General features: G+C 64.4%; 19 protein-coding genes and 1 tRNA gene. 10 read left to right on the forward strand and 10 right to left on the reverse strand.

Annotated features, from left to right (window positions below):
* On the forward strand, positions 1-465 hold a 465-nt coding region (locus V6K60_RS07335; protein WP_332449866.1), incomplete at its 5' end, for an RNA-guided endonuclease TnpB family protein.
* An 86-nt stretch (positions 466-551) separates the two neighbouring features.
* Here the strand turns inward: V6K60_RS07335 and thiE are convergent.
* The 4 genes from thiE to V6K60_RS07355 all read right to left on the reverse strand — a co-directional run bounded on the left by thiE (position 552) and on the right by V6K60_RS07355 (position 5,346).
* On the reverse strand, positions 552-1,187 hold the full coding sequence (thiE, locus tag V6K60_RS07340) for a thiamine phosphate synthase (protein WP_332449867.1): 636 nt from the start codon (positions 1,185-1,187) through the stop codon (positions 552-554).
* Positions 1,187-1,987: a hydroxyethylthiazole kinase gene (gene thiM, locus V6K60_RS07345; RefSeq protein ID WP_332449868.1), complete on the reverse strand. Its 801-nt coding sequence runs from the start codon at positions 1,985-1,987 to the stop codon at positions 1,187-1,189. The genes thiE and thiM overlap by 1 nt, the downstream gene beginning before the upstream one ends.
* Positions 1,988-2,123: 136 nt before the next feature.
* Positions 2,124-3,992, reverse strand: a complete 1,869-nt coding sequence (locus V6K60_RS07350; protein WP_332449869.1) for a PAS domain S-box protein — start codon at positions 3,990-3,992, stop codon at positions 2,124-2,126.
* 235 nt (positions 3,993-4,227) lie between these two features.
* A complete protein-coding gene (locus tag V6K60_RS07355; protein ID WP_332449883.1) occupies positions 4,228-5,346 on the reverse strand; it encodes an MFS transporter in 1,119 nt (372 codons plus the stop codon).
* Between V6K60_RS07355 and V6K60_RS07360 the strand changes: the two genes are divergently transcribed.
* From V6K60_RS07360 to V6K60_RS07370, 3 genes are all read left to right on the forward strand, one after another.
* Positions 5,300-5,461, forward strand: a complete 162-nt coding sequence (locus V6K60_RS07360; RefSeq protein WP_332449884.1) for a hypothetical protein — start codon at positions 5,300-5,302, stop codon at positions 5,459-5,461. The genes V6K60_RS07355 and V6K60_RS07360 overlap by 47 nt on opposite strands.
* Positions 5,462-5,515: 54 nt before the next feature.
* On the forward strand, positions 5,516-6,289 hold the full coding sequence (locus V6K60_RS07365) for a TrmB family transcriptional regulator (RefSeq protein WP_332449870.1): 774 nt from the start codon (positions 5,516-5,518) through the stop codon (positions 6,287-6,289).
* A gap of 257 nt (positions 6,290-6,546) precedes the next feature.
* Positions 6,547-7,437, forward strand: coding sequence for a universal stress protein (locus V6K60_RS07370; RefSeq protein WP_332449871.1), 891 nt, complete (start codon positions 6,547-6,549; stop codon positions 7,435-7,437).
* A gap of 49 nt (positions 7,438-7,486) precedes the next feature.
* Here V6K60_RS07370 and V6K60_RS07375 read toward each other — a convergent pair.
* The 6 genes from V6K60_RS07375 to V6K60_RS07400 all read right to left on the reverse strand — a co-directional run bounded on the left by V6K60_RS07375 (position 7,487) and on the right by V6K60_RS07400 (position 12,446).
* A tRNA-Ser gene (locus V6K60_RS07375) sits at positions 7,487-7,571 on the reverse strand.
* A gap of 173 nt (positions 7,572-7,744) precedes the next feature.
* Entirely contained in the window at positions 7,745-9,331 is a 1,587-nt protein-coding gene (gene thsA / locus V6K60_RS07380; protein ID WP_332449872.1) for a thermosome subunit alpha, read from the reverse strand.
* Positions 9,332-9,533: 202 nt separating this feature from the next.
* Positions 9,534-10,145: an orotate phosphoribosyltransferase-like protein gene (locus V6K60_RS07385; RefSeq protein WP_332449873.1), complete on the reverse strand. Its 612-nt coding sequence runs from the start codon at positions 10,143-10,145 to the stop codon at positions 9,534-9,536.
* Between the two features lie 21 nt (positions 10,146-10,166).
* Positions 10,167-10,622 carry an NOB1 family endonuclease gene (locus V6K60_RS07390; protein WP_332449874.1) on the reverse strand — a complete coding sequence of 152 codons (456 nt, stop codon included), beginning with the start codon at positions 10,620-10,622 and terminating at the stop codon, positions 10,167-10,169.
* Complete coding sequence (gene rtcA, locus V6K60_RS07395) at positions 10,619-11,602, reverse strand: RNA 3'-terminal phosphate cyclase (RefSeq protein WP_332449875.1); 984 nt, start codon at positions 11,600-11,602, stop codon at positions 10,619-10,621. Before rtcA ends, V6K60_RS07390 begins: the two co-directional genes overlap by 4 nt.
* Positions 11,589-12,446 carry a ribose-phosphate diphosphokinase gene (locus V6K60_RS07400; RefSeq protein ID WP_332449876.1) on the reverse strand — a complete coding sequence of 286 codons (858 nt, stop codon included), beginning with the start codon at positions 12,444-12,446 and terminating at the stop codon, positions 11,589-11,591. Before V6K60_RS07400 ends, rtcA begins: the two co-directional genes overlap by 14 nt.
* Positions 12,447-12,527: 81 nt before the next feature.
* Here V6K60_RS07400 and lonB point away from each other — a divergent pair, with 81 nt between their 5' ends.
* From lonB to V6K60_RS07430, 6 genes are all read left to right on the forward strand, one after another.
* Positions 12,528-14,465, forward strand: coding sequence for an ATP-dependent protease LonB (gene lonB, locus V6K60_RS07405; protein WP_332449877.1), 1,938 nt, complete (start codon positions 12,528-12,530; stop codon positions 14,463-14,465).
* A gap of 6 nt (positions 14,466-14,471) precedes the next feature.
* A complete protein-coding gene (locus V6K60_RS07410) occupies positions 14,472-15,800 on the forward strand; it encodes a TldD/PmbA family protein (protein WP_332449878.1) in 1,329 nt (442 codons plus the stop codon).
* Positions 15,797-17,089: a TldD/PmbA family protein gene (locus V6K60_RS07415; RefSeq protein ID WP_332449879.1), complete on the forward strand. Its 1,293-nt coding sequence runs from the start codon at positions 15,797-15,799 to the stop codon at positions 17,087-17,089. Before V6K60_RS07410 ends, V6K60_RS07415 begins: the two co-directional genes overlap by 4 nt.
* A complete protein-coding gene (locus tag V6K60_RS07420) occupies positions 17,090-17,353 on the forward strand; it encodes a pro-sigmaK processing inhibitor BofA family protein (protein ID WP_332449880.1) in 264 nt (87 codons plus the stop codon).
* Positions 17,354-17,675: 322 nt separating this feature from the next.
* Positions 17,676-18,020 (forward strand): glucose-6-phosphate isomerase family protein, encoded by a 345-nt coding sequence (locus tag V6K60_RS07425; protein ID WP_332449881.1) that lies wholly within the window; start codon positions 17,676-17,678, stop codon positions 18,018-18,020.
* A 93-nt stretch (positions 18,021-18,113) separates the two neighbouring features.
* On the forward strand, positions 18,114-19,550 hold the full coding sequence (locus tag V6K60_RS07430; RefSeq protein ID WP_332449882.1) for an ATP-binding protein: 1,437 nt from the start codon (positions 18,114-18,116) through the stop codon (positions 19,548-19,550).
* Positions 19,551-19,576: the final 26 nt, after the last annotated feature.

Below are 19,576 nucleotides of genomic sequence, written 5' to 3' on the forward strand. Positions count from 1 at the left end.
CGGTGTCACCAGAGAATTGCCGATCAACGGCGGGACTTCCAGCACCAGCTCTCTTCTCGACTGGTTCGCGAAAACCAAGCACTAGCCGTGGAGTCCCTGAACGTGGACGGTATGGTGAAGAACCACTCTCTCGCGGGAGCCATCAGCGATGCCGGGTGGGGAACGTTTGTCTCGATGCTGGCGTACAAGTGTCAGGAAGCCGGGAAATCCCTGTTGAAGATCGGGATGTTCGAGCCGTCCTCGAAGACCTGTTCGGTCTGCGGCTACCGGAAGGCCGACCTGACGCTGAAGGATCGGGTGTGGGCCTGCCCCGAATGCGGGACGCACCACGATCGGGACCTGAACGCAGCAATCAACATCAAACAATTCGCACTTGCAGGCGCGGAACGCGCCGAAGAGCCTGTGGACCCGCTCCCGATGGGGAGGGGGATGAAGCAGGAAGCCCCCTGCGTAAGCGGGGGGTAGTTCACGTATCGACGGTGTATACCCGGAAGGGCGGCCGCTGGCAGGCGGCTTTCCACCAGCGGACGGTCGCGCTCCCGGGAGCCTGACTACCGGCTTCTTGCCTTCGCGGCGGCGATCCGGGACCGGAGGTCTCGTGCGGCGGCGGTGACGTCGTCCTTGCCGACGACCGCCGATATCACCGCAACCCCGTCGGCGCCCGCGGCGATGACCTCACCGACGTTTCCCGCGGTGATCCCCCCGATAGCGACGAGGGGGAGGGAGACGGCGGACCGGATCGCCGAGAGCGTGGCAAGGCCGTGGCCCGGCCCCGCGTCGTCCTTTGAGCCGGTCGCAAACGTCGGGCTGAGCGCGACGTAGTCGGCCCCCTCGTTTGCGGCGCCGACCGCCGTCGCGACGGATCCCACCGAGGCGCCGATGATGAACCCTGGCGGGGCGATCCGCCGGGCGTGACCGATGGGGAGGTCGCTTTCGCCGAGGTGGACCCCGTCGGCACCGGCCGCGAGGGCCACGTCCAGGCGGTCGTTCACGATGAAGAGCGCCCCGGCATCGAGCGTGACCTCCCGTATGGCAAAGGCCGCCGCGAGGAGGTCCCGGCTGGAGAGGGTCTTGTCGCGGAGCTGGATCATGTCAGCGCCGCCGGCGACGGCGCGAGCGGCAAGCTCCGCGTGGGAGCGCCCGCGGCCGATCGTCTCATCGGTGACCACGTAGAGGTCGTAGGCCATTACCGTTCCTCGATCCGGGCGTGCCCGGCGAGGTCCTCCGCGGTGAGGCCGGCAAGTTCGTCGAAGAGCGCCGTCCGAAACGAGTAGGGGCCGCGTGCCCCGGCTGCGGCCCGTTCCCCGGCCCGGCCGAAGGCGGCGAGTGCCGCGGCCGACGAGACGGCGTAATCGTCCGCGACCGCGGCGAAGGCCGCTGTGACCGACGAGGCCATGCACCCGGTCCCGGAGAGGCGGTCCATCGCAGGGACCCCGTTTTTGACGAGGAAGACCCGGTCTCCGTCGGTGACGACGTCGATCGCCCCCGTCATCGAGACGACCGTCCCGGTTACGCGGGCGCACTCCTTCGCGGTCTCGACGGGATCTCCCGCAACTCCGCCGGAGTCCACTCCCCGGACGCTCCCGCCGGTCCCGGCGAGGACCCCGATCTCCCCGGCGTTCCCTTTCAGGACGGCGATATCAAGGGCGTCGAGGAGCCTTTTGACGGTCGCGGTCCGGAACCCTGTCGCCCCTGCACCGACCGGGTCGAGGATGACCGGGATACCAAGGTCGTTTGCCCGGCGGCCGGCAGCGAGCATCGCCTCGACCTGCGCCGCAGAAAGCGTCCCGATGTTCAGGACGAGGGCGCCGGCGGCGGCGACCATCTCGGTGACCTCCTCGGGCGCCCCGGTCATCACCGGGGCGGCCCCGGCAGAGATCGTTATGTTCGCGCAGTCGTTTATGGTGACGCTGTTCGTGATGTGGTGGATGAGCGGCCGCTCCGACCGCACGGCGGCGAGGAGGTCGGCGGGGATTGCCCCGTCCATCAAGTGTATTGACGAGCCTTCTGTCGTGTTGTCCGGCATAACTACCCTAGCTATCTATCGTGAGGTTGCTTAAAACCGGTCGCCGGGCACCTCTGGATCTCACCGGTCCACACGATCCCTGCACGGGATCGCGGGCTCACTCCTGCTCGTGCCGCCGAAGAAACGCGCGAACCTTCCGGGACTCCACCCATCCCCGGTCCAGCTGCCGGATGTAGTCGTTGATCCGTTCGACCTGCTCGCGGATGATCGCCGCCGTCTCCGGATCCTCGATCAACTCCGCCCTTCCCAGGGTCACCTGCAGGGGCTGGCGGATGTGGTCGCCGAGGACGGCGAACTGCTCGATGTTCCGCTCGATCTGGTAGAATGCCTGCTGACGAAGTTGCTCGTTCTGTCGCCACCCGGTGATGTCTCTCCCGACCGTCTGGACCCCGACGACCTTCCCGTCTTCCAGGATCGCCGAGACGTTCAACTCGACGTATGCCGTTGATCCGTCCTTCCTGTGGAACTCGACCTCGAGCCCCTCGACCGGCTCGCCCCGGCACAGCCCTACCTGCGCCTCCTCCCATGCTGGGAGCGAGGAGGGACTGATGTAGTCGCGACACTTTCGGCCGATCAGTTCGTCGGGGGCGTAGCCGAGGATGCGGTGTACGGCCGGGGAGATGTAGGCTATCCCGCCGTCATGGTAGCAGGTGTAGATCATATCGAAGCTCCGTTCCGCAATCTCCCGGAACTTCTCCTCGCTCTTCCTGAGCGCTTCTTCGGCCGCTCTCCGCTCGATTCCCTGCGCCAGAATGTTTGCCGCCGCCTGGACGAAGTTGATGTCGTCCCGGGTGAACCTGCGGCGTCTCCGGGTGTGGGCCCCGAGCACCCCGTACGGCCCCCGGTCCCCCTGGATGATGACACTGATGCCGCTCACAATCCCCTCGTTCCTGAGGAGGGGCGGGCCGGAGAACCGCGTCTCAGTGCTGAGGTCCTCGACGATCACCGGCTCGCGGGAGAGGAGCGTGTAGCCGGCCTGGGAATCGGCCCCTCCTTCCACCTTCTCCGTGCCGATCTGGCCCCCATCGAACCCCACCGCCGCCTCGAGCATGAATGCGTCCTCGTCGGGAAGATACCGGAGCACCTTGGCGTACTCGACCTCCAGGTGCTCGGCCACCCTCAGGACCACTGCATCCATCAGTTCCTCTGGCTTTGCCCCCTCAAGGGCGCGCCGGCCGAGCGCCGTGATGGCCGCCTGCTGTGCCGCCCGGACGGCGGTGAGGGATTCTGCCTCTTTTCTCGCGGTGATGTCGAGGTTGATCCCGGCCCAGAGGACGATCCGGCCGCTCCCATCCCGGATGGGGGCCCCCCGGGAGAGGACCGTGCGGTATCCTCCGCGTGGGTCCCGGACGTCGAGCTCGCGGTCCCACCGGCATCCCGTCGCGAGGCAGTGCTGCCAGTCGGCAAGCACCCCGGCCGCATCCTCAAGCGGTGTGCACCCGATCCAGCCCGACTGCCGGCACTCCTCAAGCGTCGTCCCGATAAGGTCGAGGTAGGAGGGCGAGATGTAGAGCAGAGTACCATCCGGCTTGCAGGTCCAGGTGCCGTAGGGGATCAACTCTCCGATGCTGGTATAGACCGACCCGGGCCTGACCGATGTTGCCCCGTCGTCTTCGCGCGTGACGTCCCGGAACCGGGCAAGCACCATGCCGGCGTACGGCTCGCCGGTCATCACCCGGCACGAGAACGAGAACCAGCGCAGGTCGCCGGCGCGGGTACGCACCCGGCAGGCGGCATGCGAGACCTCCTCCTGGTACCGCAGCGCCTCGAACAGCCGGCCGGAAGAGCCTTCATCCTCGAAACAGGGTGCGAGATGGCAGGTGGCGAAGTTTCCGGCATCCATGCCGGAGACTGCTTCGCTCTCGATGCCGAATATCTCCCGGAAGGATCGGTTCAGCCACACGACGGTGTTCTTCCGGTCAAGGATGATGACAGCGTCGTCAAGCTCATCGAAGCAGCGATACACTGGAGGCCTCCATCGGCCGGCATGCGCGGGGACCCGGGGAGCGGATGCCGTATGCCGGCATAGCTATGCTTGTACTAGCATATTTTTCTTTGGAACCCCCTGCGGTCTCCCGGGTCTCGCGGCAGAGCGCCGAAAGAGAGATGATGCCATAGCGGGCCATCTCTTGAAAATGGGGTTTATGATGGTGTTCTGCCCGCGAGCCGGGGACTCCGCCCCGCCCTTCTCCACTCTGGAGTTAATTTTCAACCTTGATCGTCTGCGGCAGGGTGGCCTCGTTCCTCACCCTGACCGTCGCAAGAGCATACGGCAGAGCGAGCAGGAGCGCGATACACCCGAATGCCAGGAACATGTTGCTGTAGGTCGCGGTGATGGCGATGACCGGCACGATAGCAAGCGTGGAGGCGAACTGGCCGGTGTTCAGGGCTACCGAGAACCCGCCGCTTGCCCGCCCCAGGAACTGTTTCGGCGTGATTGCCGCGATCCAGGTCAGGATCGTCGGCATCAGAATGCCGTTTCCAAGACCGATACAGATGACCGCGAACGCGACGAGGGGAAGCGACGTGGCCAGCCCGAGGCTGCAGTACCCGATCCCGAAGAGAGCGAACGTGCTGGCCAGGATGGCGTAGCGGTGGAACCTCCAGGTGAGTCTCCCGTAGAAGATGCCGATGATCGATGCGGCACACCCCATGATCCCGAGGAACAACCCGCTGATGAGCGCCGTGTTCTCACCCAGGATCCGTGCTGCATCCATCGTCGCGATGAAGTAAGGGAACTTTATCGGCATCAGGAAGAAGAGCACGCTGCCCATGAAGAGGGTTACGTAGCCCAGGAGGAGGGGAGCGGTGGGGAACGTCTCGTCGGATGCCCCCGTGTCCCGCTGGATCTTCGGAATGACTGGCTCTCTCATCGTGAGAAGAACCCCTGCGAGGATGACGATGCCGATCAGGTAGATGAGGAACGTCGCACGCCAGGAGATACCGGCGAGAAGCCCGCCGCTCATCTCAAGGATCAAGACCCCGAGACCCATGGCTGCCGCCTGGTAGCCGAGAACCCTCGCCCGGGCGATCCCCTCGTAGTAGCAGGGGATCAGGGAGGATGTCGTGCAGGTGATGCCGGCGATACCGACGCCGAGGATGATCCTGCCGACCAGTATCGCAGGGAGCGAGGTGAGGAAATACCCTGAACATCCTGCGACGGTGAAGATGGCGACGGAGGCGACAAGGACCTTGATCTTGCCGATCTTATCCGAAAGTGCACCGATAAAAATACCGGTGAGCGCGATCGCAAGGGAAGGGAGCGTCACGATCATGGAGATCAGCGAGTCCGGTGCGTCGGGGAATGCCTCACTGATCAATGGCAGAGCCGGCGCGATGGCTGCTCCTCCCATGAGAATCATCATGGCCGAGAGTAAGAGGAAGAGCAATGTCCATCTGGTTGGTGTGAACGGTGCTGAACTCATGTCCTATTAAATCGCCAGGATGAAGATATTAAGAAAGTGCTCCTGAATGGAGTAGCTCAGAACCATGATTGACGACTCGTTGCTCGCACACCTCAAAGAGATCGGGATGAGTGAATACGAGGCCAGGGTCTACGTGATCCTCTCGGCATTGCGGGTAGCAAGCGCCCGCGACATCCATGAACAGACGAAGATCCCCCGTGGCAGGATCTATGAGACGCTCACCACGCTCGCCCAGAAAGGGTTTATCGTCTCTTCCGGCAAGTCGCCGATGCGGTACTCGCCCGTCGACGTTACGGAGACGTTTGAGCGGCTGAAACGTGAATCCATGACCTCGCTTGAGGAACTGTACCGGCGCCTGAAGGCCCTGGAGACCGAGATGCCCGAACCCCTCATGCAGGGCTACAAACTCTGCACGGAATGGACCCGGGATAGCCAGATCCGTCTGATCCTGCACCGGGCGAAGTCGGAGATCATCCTTCTCTCGAACGATGAGGCGTTTCTCACCCGGTACGGGAGCGAGATCTCCCGTGCGGCAAAACGGGTCCCGGTCTACCTTATTGTCGGAAGAGAGGAGCTTGCCGATATCGCACCGATACGATGCTACCTCGGCGGAAACGACATCGAGTCGTCCCTCTTTCATAATGAGGCTGGGGAGAGCAACGGACTCTCGTTGAACTTCTTCATGATGGCCGACCGCTGCGAGTCCCTCTCGATCCTGGAGGAGAACGGGAAATTGGTGGGGATCTTCATCTACCCCGATCTTTACGCCGGTTATATGTCGCGAAAAGTTCTTCAGGAGGTTCAACCCGCCGGGAGATCGCGGAAGAGGTCTGGATGATGCGAGAGCTACCCGGTATCCGGAAACCTCCGCACTGAGTCCGCCGCAAGGCCGGATCGACACCGATCAGGGTCCTCTTCTGCGCGCGTTTTCCATGCCCCGCCCCGTGCCGGGGCGGAGCAGACAATTTTATGGGCGCCTCCTCCAACCTATTGATTACGCAACTCCCCGGGAGGCTGATGCAGGACGGTGCTCTCCGGGGTGAAGGCCCGGCGACCGGATGAGCGTCCATCGGGGCCGCCCGGCAGGTGAACGGTATGGTTCCGCAGAGAAAGAGACTATTGATCCCGACGGACGGGAGCGAGAAGACCGGGCCCGCGATCGCGTTTGCCCTGGAGATGGCGAAGATCACCCGGGCCAGCGTCACGGCGCTCTCTGTCAACGACGTCAGCACCTACGCGCCCACGGGGAAGTATGCCGCCCCGGATGCGGTCTCGTCACTCTACCAGGAATGCATGAACGCGGTGAACCGCGTGGTTGACGAGGGTCGGAAGATGGGCGTGGACGTCGAACCCCTGGTGACGAACGGCAACCCGACAAAGGCGATCGTCGATGCCTCCAGGGAGTACGACCTCATCGTCATGGGGACCGCTGCCCGTACCGGGGTCTCCCTCCTGCTCCTCGGGAGCGTGGCGCAGAAGGTGATCCGGTTCTCGTCCTGTCCGGTGCTCGTCGTCGGCAGCGCTCACCCGGGCGAATTGAAGTGCCGCCGGATACTGATCCCCACGGACGGGAACGACAACACCTGGCCCGCCGTCAGGTACGGACTTGAGGTAGCCAGAGCCTTCAATGCGGAAGTGACCGCACTCTCCGTCAGCAGCACTAAGAGCAGCCCATTTCCCCCGGGAGGAGGTGTTGAGCACTTCCCCCCGGGGGTCTGCCGTAAAGCCGTGGAGTATGTAGCGAACGAGGGCCGGAGGTTCGGCGTCGTGGTGACGCCCGCGATCGTCCCGGGCTCTCCTGCAAACGAGATCCTCAGGGCATCGAGCGATCACGACCTCATCGTCATGGGGACCAACGGGCGCACGGGGCTTGATTACCTGCGCCTCGGGAGCGTGGCCGAGAAGACGATCCGGCATGCCCGGTGCCCCGTGCTCGTGGTGCGGTCGGACGAGACGCTGTTCTATAAGGGACTCCTTGAATCGTGAGGGGAGTGCACACTCACCCATCAAGCCCATGCGGACTCGATCATCAAAACGCCGAGGGGGAGATTTGAACTCCCGAGGTGCCAGGCACCAGTGGCTTTCGAGGCCACCGCCTTCCCGGACTAGACTACCTCGGCACAAAATCTGCCTGGAATATTTGGGTTCTTCGACTATAAGAGTATCGGGGTCTCTTCCGCGGGGCCACCCTCGCTTCAGGTACGGCGTCGGTCCTCTCTCGCAGATGAGGCCTCTTGCCGGATGAAATATTGAGGGGGAGGCGCCTTTCGCCTCTCTCCCGAAAACCGATCTATTATGCGGCCGGCTTTCCGGACTGGGTGATCATCATATCGTCGACGCGGACGAGGAGCATGGCCGTCTCGGCCGCGCTCTTGATCGCCTGGGTCTTCACGCGCTCGGGCTCGATGACGCCGGCCTCGCGCATGTCGACGACCTCGCCGGTGTAGACGTTCAGCCCGGCATGCCTCGCGCCGTCGGCGTGGGCCTTCCGGAGGGCGACGACCTTGTCGATCGTGTCGAACCCGGAGTTCTCCGCGAGCGTCCTGGGGATGACCTCGAACGCGTTTGCAAAGGCCTCGATGGCAAGCTGGACACGTCCGCCGACGGTTGTGGCGTAGTCGCGGATGCGTATCTGGAGTTCGGTCTCCACCGAGCCGCCGCCGACGACAAACTTGCCGTCCTCGATGGCGTCCTGGACAACCCGGGCTGCGTCGTAGACTGCCCGCTCGAGTTCGTCGAGCAGGAGCTGGGAGGTGCCCCGCAGGAGGATGGTGACAGCCTTCGGGTTCTCGCAGCCGGAGATGATCGTCATGTCGGCATCGGGGATCTCCGCGGCCGCTTCCGCGTGGCCGAGTGTCTCCGCAGTGAGTTCCTCGGGCTTGTTGACGATGGTGCCGCAGAGCGCCTTTGCGGCGAACTTCATGTCCTCCTCTTTGACGTCTTCAACGGCGTAGATGCCGGCTTTGGCAAGGTAATACTGCACAGCGTCACCGATCCCCTTCTGGCAGAGGACGACGTTTGCACCGGAGGCGACGATCCGCTCGGCGAGCTTCCGGAGGGACTCGCGTTCCTGCTCGGAAAATGCCTTCATCTGGTCGGAAGTGGTGATCTTGATCTTCGACTTCACCTGGGTCTTCGTGACCTCGAGGGGCAGGGCGAGTAGGGCGACCTTCGCGTCCGTGACCTTTGTGGGCATCTGTTCGAAGACGCGCTTCTTGTCGATGACGATGCCACGGATGAGTTCGGCGTCGTTCATCGAGTCGCCGACCTGTGTCTTGATCTTGACGTCGTCTTCGTCTACGGTGTAGGTGCCGTCGCCGTCCTCGGTGGTGACCTGCAGCACCGCGTCCACGACGATGCCGGAGACCTTCTCCTTGACCGCTTCGATGGATTTCCCGGTCATGGCGGTGTCGGCGATCTTGAGAAGGTTCTCGCGATCCCCGAAACTGACGGTGATGGCCAGGTCATCGAGGATCTCGAGGGCCTTTTCCATGCCGAGCTGGTAGCCGTTTGCGATGATCGTGGGGTGAACCTCCCGGGCGAGCAGTTTCTCCGCCTCTTCCATCATCGACCCGACGAGCACGGTCGCGGTTGTGGTGCCGTCCCCGACCTCGCCGTCCTGGGTCTCGGCAACCTCGACGACCAGCTTACCGCCGGGGTGCTGCACGGACATCTCGTGCAGGATGGTCGCCCCGTCGTTCGTGATCACGACATCACCGGTGGAGCTGACCAGCATCTTGTCCATTCCCCGGGGACCGAGCGTAGTCCTGACGGCGGCCGCAATCGCCTTTGCAGCCATGATGTTCGAGCGTTGCGCCTCGAATCCGCGCGTACGCTCAACGTTTTCCCGTAAAATAATGATGGGCTGTCCAGCAAGCATTGTATAATCCTCCTTTGTTCGTTAAGTTTGTTCAGAAGTTCTATATATAGTAGTCGATGGGTGCCGGGGGTTTCCGCCCCCCCGGGCCGATCGGCGGGTGGGGATCGCCCGTCAGGTCGGCGCTACGCGCCCGATACCCCGGTGAAGGCCGACGGGCTGCGACCATCCGCGGACCCGGGGAAGATGAGCGTGGCAGCCCGCCTCACCCGAGCCTCGATATCGTGAAGAGCGAGTGGACAGGGACGCCGTCGATCTCCCGGACGCCCTGCTTGTCGAAGAGCGACCAGACCGCCATCGGTATGGCCCCGTGTCGCCGGAGGAACGCTATCGTCTCTGCAAGCGTCGTCCCGGTCGTGACCACGTCGTCGACGATGATGCAGCGCTGGGCGGTGATCGAGGAGAACGTGCCCGAGAGGGACCCGGTCGGGGTCTCGCTCCGGCTGTGCTTTGCCGGGAGATAGACCGCGAGTTTCAGCCCCTCCTCTGCGGCGATGAGCGTGGCGAGCGGGACGCCCGAGAGCGCGATCCCGACGACCGTGTCCGGCATCTCTCCGGGAGGCGCGATTCCTCCCTCTGCCAGGTAGAGGAAGCGCTTGAGCATCATCATCGCCATGTCGGAGAGGAGCATCCCCTGGCTCCCCACCTCCGTCCAGTCGATATGGACGTCTTTTGGGGCCTCCATACCCTTCTGCTGGGTGAGCAGCCAGGTGACCGTCTCCATCGAGAGGCCGAGTTCGTCGGATATCTGGCCGGGGGTGTGCCCTTCTGCCTGGAGCGCCTTTGCCTTCGTGATCAACTCTTCAAGGGCGGACATGGAGAAGAGTCTCCGGGTGGTTTATTTAAGCTTTCTTCTGACCGGTGCGCCGCAGACCCGGCAGTCCCCCGGCTCCCGCCAGTAGCGGCCGCACCCGCTGCACCGGTAACGCCACCGGATCGGGCGGGCCTGCCGCTGCCGGATGCTCCGGGTCTCGATACCGAGACGGTGGGCGACGTTCTGGACCGCGAAGTCGTCGGTGACCAGGACGGCCGAGAGTTCGAGTGCCAGCGCCAGGATCTCCCGGTCGGTCACGGAGAGCACCCCGGCATCCCCGGTCCGCACCGCGGCCTCATCGACCCGCGCAAGGTCCTCTCTTCGCGGTTCCCGGACCGAGAGCCCTGTCGCCAGGAGCACCTCAAACCGGCACTTCGCGTGAAGGTCGGCGAGTTCCCCGACCACCGAGGGGGTGGTCGCCATCGGCCCTTCGAGGGGCACCTCCGCGAAGAAGACCGAGGCGTCGAGGACGAGGGTCATGCGGAGAACTCCACTGTCCCGTTCTTTTTGCACTCGACCGGGTGGCCGAACTCTCTAAGGAGCGAGCAGGCGGTCCTCGCGTGCGTCGAGAGGGTATGGGTGGTGTACTCCCCGCCGGAGAGGGCGAGGTAGACCAGGAGCTGATCGGCGAGGTGGACGTCGACCGTGCCGGGGCTCCGGTACTCGTCGATGAACGCCCGGGCCGCCGCCCGTCCCACCTCCTCGGCGGGAAGCCCCCTCCGTCCAAGGGCGACGGCGCCCTTCGCCCCGCTCCAGACGGTGACTGAACTCCCGGTGCTCGGCCCCCCTTCGCGAGCGTCAAGGGTCGCGGTGCAGGCGATATCGAGTTCACGCTTGATGAGATCGCGGGCGGCGCCGGCCTGGCGTTCCGTGACGTGGCCGGGAAGCCCCGCCGAAGAGGAGATGAGGCCGCACGCGGGCTCCTCCTCCGGGACCGTGATGGGGTGGGGGAGACCCGGCTCCACGCGTACGCGGACGCGCCCTCCTCCCCGCGGGTAGTAGCCCCGCTCAAGCACGTCGATCGCGATCGAGGCCCCGGCCCGGCGGAGGACGGGGGCGAGGACGCGGTCGAGGTAATCGATCGTCGGGCTCTGCGTCACCTCGGTCCCGCCCACGACCGTGATGCTCCCGCCGCGAGCAAGCGCAGCCGGGAGCCATGCCTGGAGGACAAGGGGGATGCTCCCCGCGGTCCCGGTATCGATGGTGAGGTCGGCACGCCGGAGGGCGCCGGGGGTGAAGGTGATCTCGCGGCTCTGCGGCACAAGTCCTGTGCATTCGGCACCGCAGGTCCCGGCCGCCGCACGGACGGCGGCGATGTGCTGGGGGCTGAGCCCCGGCCGCTCCCGGTTCTCCCGGACCCGGACGACGGTGATGGGTATGCCGGAGATCGCCGAGAGGGCGACTGAGAGGCGCACGATCTGCCCGCCCCCTTCGAGGTGGGACCCGTCAATGGTGAGCATCTTCCTTGATCGCGGTGACGATGGCGTTTGCGGCGGATATGAAACTTGAGGCGTTCTCGTAGGTGTCGCTCGAGACGACCGACGAGACCCCGGCCGCCCGCAGGCGGGTGTAGGCACCGCTCGTGAGCACCCCGTGGACGCAGGCCGCGTGGATGGACGCCGCCCCCTGCTCCCGGAGCATGCAGGCCGCGGTCGCGAGGGTCCCGCCGGTGGATATGATATCGTCCACGATGACGGCGTCCCGTCCGGCGGCATCGATGGTCTTAGGAGCGATCCGGACCTCCTCGCCCGAGAGCCGGGTCTTCTCGAGGTGATCGCAGTCCCACCCGCCGACCGCGGCAACGTCCGAGGCGAAGTCGATCGCCCCTTCGTCCGGCGCGAGGACCAGGGGGTTCTTCAGGTGCAGATCGCCGATGTAGCCGCCGATCGCCGGAGCGATGGTGACATCCTGTGCCGGAACGGTGAAGAAGCCCAGATCGACCGGGTCATGGACATTGACCACGAAGACGCGCTCGATGCCGACCGAGAGGGCTCGCGCGATCGCCCGGGCGCTGATCGGTTCGCCCGGGAAGAAACGCCTATCCTGCCGCGAGTACCCGAGATATGGGACCACCAGGGTGTTTCTTGACCGGTCGGCGGCATCGATCGCGAGGAGGGTCTGCACAAACATATCATTATCTACGATGCTGCTGACGATCAGGGTCTCATCGTCCAGCTCACCGCACCGGAGGTACATCTCTCCGTCGGGAAACCGGGTGAATCTCGTCTCGACCAATGGGATTCCCAACTTTTCCGCAACGCGGGCTGCCAGGACCTGGGACCGTTCCGTGCTGATAACTCTCATAGGGCACCTTTGCTAGAAAGTATTTGAACGAGGATGAATAAATTATATAAGTATCAGTGCAGCAAAGAGGTAAACCCGACGATGGATTCAACGACTTCAGAAGCTATTCCCCATATTGAGCTCACCGATGACGAACTGGCGGAGACGGACGTCTTCTCCGGTCTCGAGCTGAGCGCATCGTCAGATATCGACGTACCCCCGAATCTCATCGATCAGGTCATCGGTCAGGAGCATGCCGTCGAGGTGATCCGGAAGGCTGCGGTCCAGCGCAGGCATGTGATGATGATCGGCACCCCCGGAACCGGCAAATCGATGCTGGCGAAGGCGATGGCCGAACTCCTCCCGAAAGAGGAACTGCAGGACATCCTGGTCTACCCGAACGCCGAGGATAACAACAACCCCATCATCAGGACCGTGCCCGCGAGCCGCGGCAAACAGATCGTCACCGCCCATAAGATGGAGGCGAGAAAGAAGATCCAGATGCGGAGCACGCTCATCATGCTCCTCATCATCGGCATCATCGGCTATGCGATCATCACCTACCAGTGGCTCATGGGCATCATCGCCGCCGCATTCATCTTCATGGCGCTGAAGTACTCGACGCCCCGCGAAGAGACGATGGTCCCGAAGCTCCTGATCTCCCATGACCCGAACACCCCCGCGCCCTTCGTCGACGCGACCGGCTCGCACGCGGGCGCCCTGCTCGGCGACGTCCGGCACGACCCGTTCCAGAGCGGCGGCCTTGAGACCCCGTCCCACGACCGCGTCGAGGGAGGGGCGATCCACCGGGCGCACGGGGGCGTGCTCTTCATCGACGAGATCAACACCCTCACCCCGCACTCCCAGCAGAACCTCTTGACCGCGCTCCAGGAGGGGACCTTCCCGATCACCGGCCAGAGCGAGCGGTCGAGCGGTGCGATGGTCCGGACGGAGCCGGTCCCCTGCCGGTTCGTGATGATCGCGGCAGGCAACCTCGACGCCATCCAGGGGATGCACCCGGCGCTCCGGTCGCGTATCCGGGGCTACGGCTACGAGGTCTATATGCGCGAGACGATGGAGGACACCCCCGAGAACCGGAAGAAGTTCATCCGGTTCATCGCCCAGGAGGTCAAGAACGACGGGAAGATCCCGCACTTCGACCGCGGCGCGATGCTCGAGGTGCTCCGCGAAGCCCGGCGCCGTTCGAACCGGAAGGGCCACCTGACCCTGAAGCTCCGTGACATGGGCGGGCTGATCCGGGTGGCGGGCGACCTCGCCCGGCAGGAGGGTGCGGAGATCACCACGACAAGGCACGTCCTCGCGGCGAAGTCGACCTCCCGGTCGATCGAGGACCAGATCTCCGACGAGTACATCCGGCGGACCCGCGACTACGACCTCGCCGTCGTGGAAGGCACCAGGGTCGGCCGGGTGAACGGGCTTGCGGTGATGGGCAGCGACTCGGGCTCGATCCTCCCGGTGATGGCCGAGGTGACCCCGAGCCTGGGTGCGGCCGGCACGGTGATCGCGACCGGTATGCTCAAGGATATCGCCAAAGAATCGATCACGAACGTCAGCGCCCTCATCAAGAAGTTCACGGGGAAGGATATCCGGAACATGGACATCCACGTCCAGTTCATCGGCACCTACGGCGGCGTGGAGGGCGACTCGGCCTCCGTGACCGTGGCGACCGCGGTGATCAGCGCGATCGAGAACATCCCGGTCCGCCAGGACGTCGCGATGACCGGCTCCCTCTCGGTCCGGGGCGATGTCCTCCCGATCGGCGGGGTCACCTACAAGATCGAGGCGGCCGCGAAGGCCGGGATCAAGCGGGTGATCATCCCGCGGTCGAACTTAGACGACGTCCTGATCGAGGACCGCTACCGCGAGCTGGTCGAGGTGGTGCCGGTCGACCACATCGAGGAGGTCCTCCAGAACGCGCTCGTGCCCGAGAACCGCGAAGGATTCATATCGAAACTCCGGAAGATGGCGGTCAACCCGACCACCGTCTTTGACACGAGCGTCGGGCGCTCTCCGGTCTGATGCCGTATGGTTGATGTACGCTACTATGATATCCGGTGCGTACGGGGCGAGGTCACCCAGGTCGATATCGACAACGGCGTGATCGAGTCCGCAGGCACCTCATTTTTTGACAAAGCCGTGATCCGGGCGCTTGGGCCGAAAGGCTGGGGCGTTCTCACCCGCGATCACGTCGATATCGATTCGAGACGCGACCTCGAGACCCTCGTCGCGGCGGCGGCGCGGCTTGCCGCGGTCACGGAGGATCCCCTCGACCTTGCCGATGCACCACGGGGCGTGCTCTCTGTCCCGTCTCTTCGCGAGGACCCGCGGGACGTCGACCTCGAGGAGAAGACCCGGCTGCTTGCCGGGATCGAGGCGGCGGCACGGGTTCCTGAGGTGGTGAACACCCGGGCCCGGTACACCGAGGGAATTGATGCGGTTCGCTTTTTAGACTCAAGCGGGAACGAGTACTCCTACGAGGCGGTCCGGTCCGGGTTCTCGGTCCTCGCGATTGCGTCCAGAGGCGGGGTGATGCAGATGGGGAGCGAGCGCGACCACACCACCACGGGGTTCAACCTCCGCGATAAGCAGGACCTCGGCCGGAAGGCGGGGGAGGTCGCGGTCTCCCTCCTGGATGCAAAGATCCCGAAGGGCGGGCCGCGGCGGGCCGTGCTCGACCCGGAACTGGCGGGCGTCTTCACCCACGAGGCGGTCGGCCACGCGAGCGAGGGCGACCTCGTCCGTGAGGGCGCATCGGTCCTCGGGGGGAAGATCGGTGAATCGATCGGCTGTGCGGGGCTCGTCATCGTCGACGACCCCTCGCTTCATGAGTTCGGGTTCATGCCCGTCGACGCCGAGGGTGTCGCGGTCGAGCGGACCGAGATCATCCGCGACGGCATCCTCCGGTCCTACATCCACAACCGTGAGACCCTCGCGGCGGTGGGAAACGGCATCCCCGGACACGCCCGGGCGGAGCCCGGGGCGCCGCCGATCGTCCGGATGAGCAACACCTTCATCGAGAACGGCGACGCGACGTATGACGAGATCCTTGAGGAGTGCAAGGACGGCATCCTCCTCATCGGGTCCCGGGGCGGCCAGGTCGACCCCGGCCGCGGCGTCTTCCAGTTCAACGCGGAGTACGGCTACCTGGTCGAGGGTGGAGAGACGACCCAGATGGTCCGTGACGTCTCGCTCTCGGGCGAGATCCTCTCGACGCTCCATAACATCGTCCTCCTCGGGAACGACCGGCGGATGAGCCCGGGCTACTGCGGGAAGGGCGGGCAGAGCGTGCCGGTGAGCGACGGTGCACCGCACCTCTTGCTCGAGAACGCAACCATCGGGGGGCGGGGCGAATGATCGGCGAAGACCTGATCGACCGGGTCCTCCGGGCCGGCGAGCGCAAGGCCGATGAGGTCGAGGTCTTCTACGCCCGGGGAGAGAGCGTCGGCACCGATATCAAGAAGGGGATTCTCGGCACCGCCGAGGAGTCGGAGGCCTGGAGCATGGCCATCCGGACCGTCAAGAATGGAAGGATCGGCTCTTCGTCTACGAGCGACCCCGACCGGTGGAAGGAGTGCCTGGATGCCGCGCTTGCAAGCGGCCGGCTCGCCACCCCGCAGCAGTGGGGCGGCTTCCCGAAACCGGCCGGTATCACGAGTTCCGCCTCCGCAGCGGACAAGGACCTCGTCGTCGCGGTGGAGGATGCGGCGGCGATGGTGGCGGACCTCCTCGCCGGTGCGGCGGAGCACCCGGTGGAGGTCGTCGGCGGGGGTGCGAACCTCGCCCGCACCTACCTCGCGGTCGCGAACACGAGCGGCGTCCTCTACGGCATGGACCGGACGGCGGCGTCGGTCTCCCTCGAGGCGATCCGGGAGCAGTCCACGGGCTACGAGTTCGACGCCTCCCCGTTCCGCGCCGAGATCGATCCCCGGTCGGTCGGGGAGCAGGCGGCCTCGCTTGCCGCCCGGTCCCTCGGGGGCCGCGATATCGAGACGGGCCGCTACGACGTCGTCCTCTCCCCGATTGCGGCCGCAAGCATCATCGGCCAGGTCCTCCTCCCGGCCCTCTCCGGCCGGAACGTGAAGGCCGGCCGGTCGTTCCTCGCCGATAAGGTCGGCGAGCAGGTCCTCGACGAGTCCCTCTCCGTCTACGACGACCCGTTTGCCCCCGGCCTCGGGAGCACCACCTGGGATGCGGAGGGGGTCCCCACCCGCCGCCTGGTCTTCATCGACCGGGGCGTGCTCGGTGAGTTCGCCTACGACCTCAAGACCGGCTACCGCTACGGCGAGCGGAGCACGGGGAGCGCCGTCCGTTCCGGGGGCGAAGGCCCGGGGATCGGGTTCCACAACCTCTTCCTCGACGGCCCCCGGGCAAAGGAGCCCGGCGATGAGCGGGCGGTCTGGATCCACGATGTCGTCGGCGCCCATACGGCAAACCCGTTCTCCGGCGACTTCTCGGTGGAGATCTCAAACCCCTTCTGGATGGAGGGCGGGGACCTCGTTGAGCCGATCCGGACGGCGATGTTCTCGGGGAACGTCTTTGAGATGCTCCGGGACGTCGGGGGGCTCGGAAAAGATACAAGGCGCGTCGGACGGCTGACAATTCCATCAATACGGTTAAATAACCAGCAGATCATTGGTAAATAGATGATGGAAGAGATCCTCGCCATCCTTCTTGCCGTCGCGATAGCCGCGGCGCTCTACTACCTCATGAAGAAGGCGATGACGCTTGTCATCAACGCCGTCGCCGGGCTCATCACGCTCTGGCTCCTGAACTATTTTGACGTTCTCTCCTGGTTCGGCGCGCCCGACATCCAGATCAACCTGGTCTCGATCCTGATCTGCGCCCTCGGCGGGCTCCCCGGCGCCCTGGTCCTGGTGCTGCTGCACCTTGTCGGGATCCCGATCTGAGCGGGGGAGCCCGGGGACCTATAGGGTTCACGCGAAACGGTGTGAGGTGCGACGGACGTGACGTCCGGAGTTTGAGATGCCATCAGGCTTCGAGGTGCGACGGACGTGACGTCCGGAGTTTGAGATGCCATCAGGCTTCGAGGCGCGAACAGAGTGAACGTGAGCACCGAAGGTGCGAGGTGCGACGGACGGGGCGTCCGGAGTTTGAGACGCCATCAGGCTTCGAGGCGCGAACAGAGTGAACGTGAGCACCGAAGGTGCGAGGTGCGACGGACGGGGCGTCCGGAGCTTGAGACGCCATCAGGCTTCGAGGTGCGATGCAGTGACCCTCGCGAGCCAGACGCCGGCTCTCGATGAGAGGAGGAACTTCATGTACTGCGACCTCGCCCTCACTGCAGAGGACCGTGCGTACCTGCGCGAGCAGAACGTCCGGTTTGACGTCACCGTCATTCCCCCGGGCACCGTGGGCAAGGAGTATGTCAAGACGAAAGGGCACTACCACCCGCAGAGCCCCTCGGGCGTCGGTTATCCCGAGTTCTACCAGGTGTTCGCCGGAGAGGCGTTCTACCTTCTCCAGCGAAGCGATCTCGGCGACATCGTCACCGTCGCCGCGAAGACAGGGGAGTTCGTCCTCATACCACCCGGCGACGACCATCAACCCTGGTAAGGAGATGCCCGCCTGTGCAGCGGTCATGGCCGGCCGGACCACCGGCGCTTACCGATCACCTTAAGTGGTTGTTGACTATAAAGTAGTATACTTATGTATCAACATCCCTTCGTAGACCGGGCAAGTGAACTACAGTTCCTCACCGATCGATATCATTCCCCGATTCCGGAGTGCCTGATCCTGTACGGGAGGCGGCGCGTGGGAAAGACAACGCTTCTTGCCCGACTCCTGCAGACTGTCCCGGGTTTTTACTTCCTGGCCTCAGAAGAAGGGACGGCAAGGAATCTCCAGGATTTCTCCCACTATGCAGGGGAGTACCTGGACGATCCGGATTTCGAGCGGAGTAGATATCCCGACTGGGAGACTGCTATAAAGGCACTGGTCAGGCACCGGAACTTTTCCCCTCCTCCGGGGAAGAAAGTGGTGATCGTCATCGATGAGTTCCCTTACCTCATCGCACGCGACCGGGCCACACCTTCCGTCTTTCAGAAGGTGTGGGATACGGTACTCTCCCGGGAACCGGTGATGCTCGTCATATCGGGTTCATCGGTCAGCACGATGGAGACTGAGGTGCTGGGGTACACGAGCCCGCTCTACGGCAGGAGGACAGGGCAGTGGCAGCTCGAGCCTCTCTCCTATCCCTACCTTCGCCGGTTCCTCCCCTACGATGAGGAGGATCTCGTCATGACATGGTGCGTGATCGGTGGGATCCCTGCCTATCTCCGCCTGTTTCGCCCCGACCGAACATTCTGGGAGAACGTAGAGGAGCAGATTCTCCGGAAAGGGGCATACCTTTACTCTGAAGCCGAGATTCTGATGCAGTATGAGTTCCGCGAAGCAGGGAACTACATGGCTATTCTCCGCGCTCTCGCCGCGGGGTACACCACGAGCGCACCCCTCTGTCAGGAGACCGGGCTTGATAAAGGGTTGGTCTCCAAGTACCTTGCCGTCCTCTCGCGTATGCACCTGATCGACGACGAGGTGCCGGTGACCGCCCATGCCGGCTACCGGAGAAGGCATTACCGGCTGACCGATCCCTACCTCACGTTCTGGTTCCGTTTCGTGTATCCCCGGCGGGCGGAGACCGAGACGGGGCAGAGCGGGGAGGTGCTCGCCTCTATCAGGGAAGAGATCGCGCCCTATTGCGGAGAGATGTTCGAGCAACTCTCTCTCGACCTCGTTCGCAGGGGAATCCTGTTTTCCGGCTCCTCGTATTCGCGACTGGGGCGGTGGTGGCAGAAGGAGGCGGAGATCGATCTCGTGGGCCTGAATGAGGTCTCCGGGGACGCCCTCTTCTGCGAATGCAAGTGGTCTGTTCTCAACCGCCGCCAGGCCCGCGGCATCCTTGCGGCGCTCCGGGAGAAGGCCTCCATGGTGAGATGGCGAAACGAGAGCAGGAACGAACGTTTTGCCCTGGTAGCAAAGAGCATAGAGGGCAAAGAGGATCTGAGAGAGGACGGGTACCTGGTCTGCGACCTGGAGGACATCGCCGGGCTTTCGCGGGAGTACCTGGCACGGATGGGCGGGTGAGCGAGGGGATCTCTCTCGCCGCAAGC

The sequence above is a fragment of the Methanoculleus sp. genome (assembly GCF_036677455.1).
GTDB lineage: Archaea > Halobacteriota > Methanomicrobia > Methanomicrobiales > Methanoculleaceae > Methanoculleus.

Coding starts and splice junctions, on each gene's coding strand:
- V6K60_RS07430 (WP_332449882.1), top strand. CDS start 18,114: ATGTATCAACATCCCTTCGTAGACCGGGCAAGTGAACTACAGTTCCTC.
- V6K60_RS07360 (WP_332449884.1), top strand. CDS start 5,300: ATGGAGATCAGCGAGTCCGGTGCGTCGGGGAATGCCTCACTGATCAAT.
- V6K60_RS07415 (WP_332449879.1), top strand. CDS start 15,797: ATGATCGGCGAAGACCTGATCGACCGGGTCCTCCGGGCCGGCGAGCGC.
- rtcA (WP_332449875.1), bottom strand. CDS start 11,602: ATGCTCACCATTGACGGGTCCCACCTCGAAGGGGGCGGGCAGATCGTG.
- V6K60_RS07385 (WP_332449873.1), bottom strand. CDS start 10,145: ATGTCCGCCCTTGAAGAGTTGATCACGAAGGCAAAGGCGCTCCAGGCA.
- lonB (WP_332449877.1), top strand. CDS start 12,528: ATGGATTCAACGACTTCAGAAGCTATTCCCCATATTGAGCTCACCGAT.
- thiM (WP_332449868.1), bottom strand. CDS start 1,987: ATGGACGGGGCAATCCCCGCCGACCTCCTCGCCGCCGTGCGGTCGGAG.
- thiE (WP_332449867.1), bottom strand. CDS start 1,187: ATGGCCTACGACCTCTACGTGGTCACCGATGAGACGATCGGCCGCGGG.
- V6K60_RS07410 (WP_332449878.1), top strand. CDS start 14,472: ATGGTTGATGTACGCTACTATGATATCCGGTGCGTACGGGGCGAGGTC.
- V6K60_RS07390 (WP_332449874.1), bottom strand. CDS start 10,622: ATGACCCTCGTCCTCGACGCCTCGGTCTTCTTCGCGGAGGTGCCCCTC.
- V6K60_RS07420 (WP_332449880.1), top strand. CDS start 17,090: ATGATGGAAGAGATCCTCGCCATCCTTCTTGCCGTCGCGATAGCCGCG.
- V6K60_RS07365 (WP_332449870.1), top strand. CDS start 5,516: ATGATTGACGACTCGTTGCTCGCACACCTCAAAGAGATCGGGATGAGT.
- V6K60_RS07400 (WP_332449876.1), bottom strand. CDS start 12,446: ATGAGAGTTATCAGCACGGAACGGTCCCAGGTCCTGGCAGCCCGCGTT.
- thsA (WP_332449872.1), bottom strand. CDS start 9,331: ATGCTTGCTGGACAGCCCATCATTATTTTACGGGAAAACGTTGAGCGT.
- V6K60_RS07370 (WP_332449871.1), top strand. CDS start 6,547: ATGGTTCCGCAGAGAAAGAGACTATTGATCCCGACGGACGGGAGCGAG.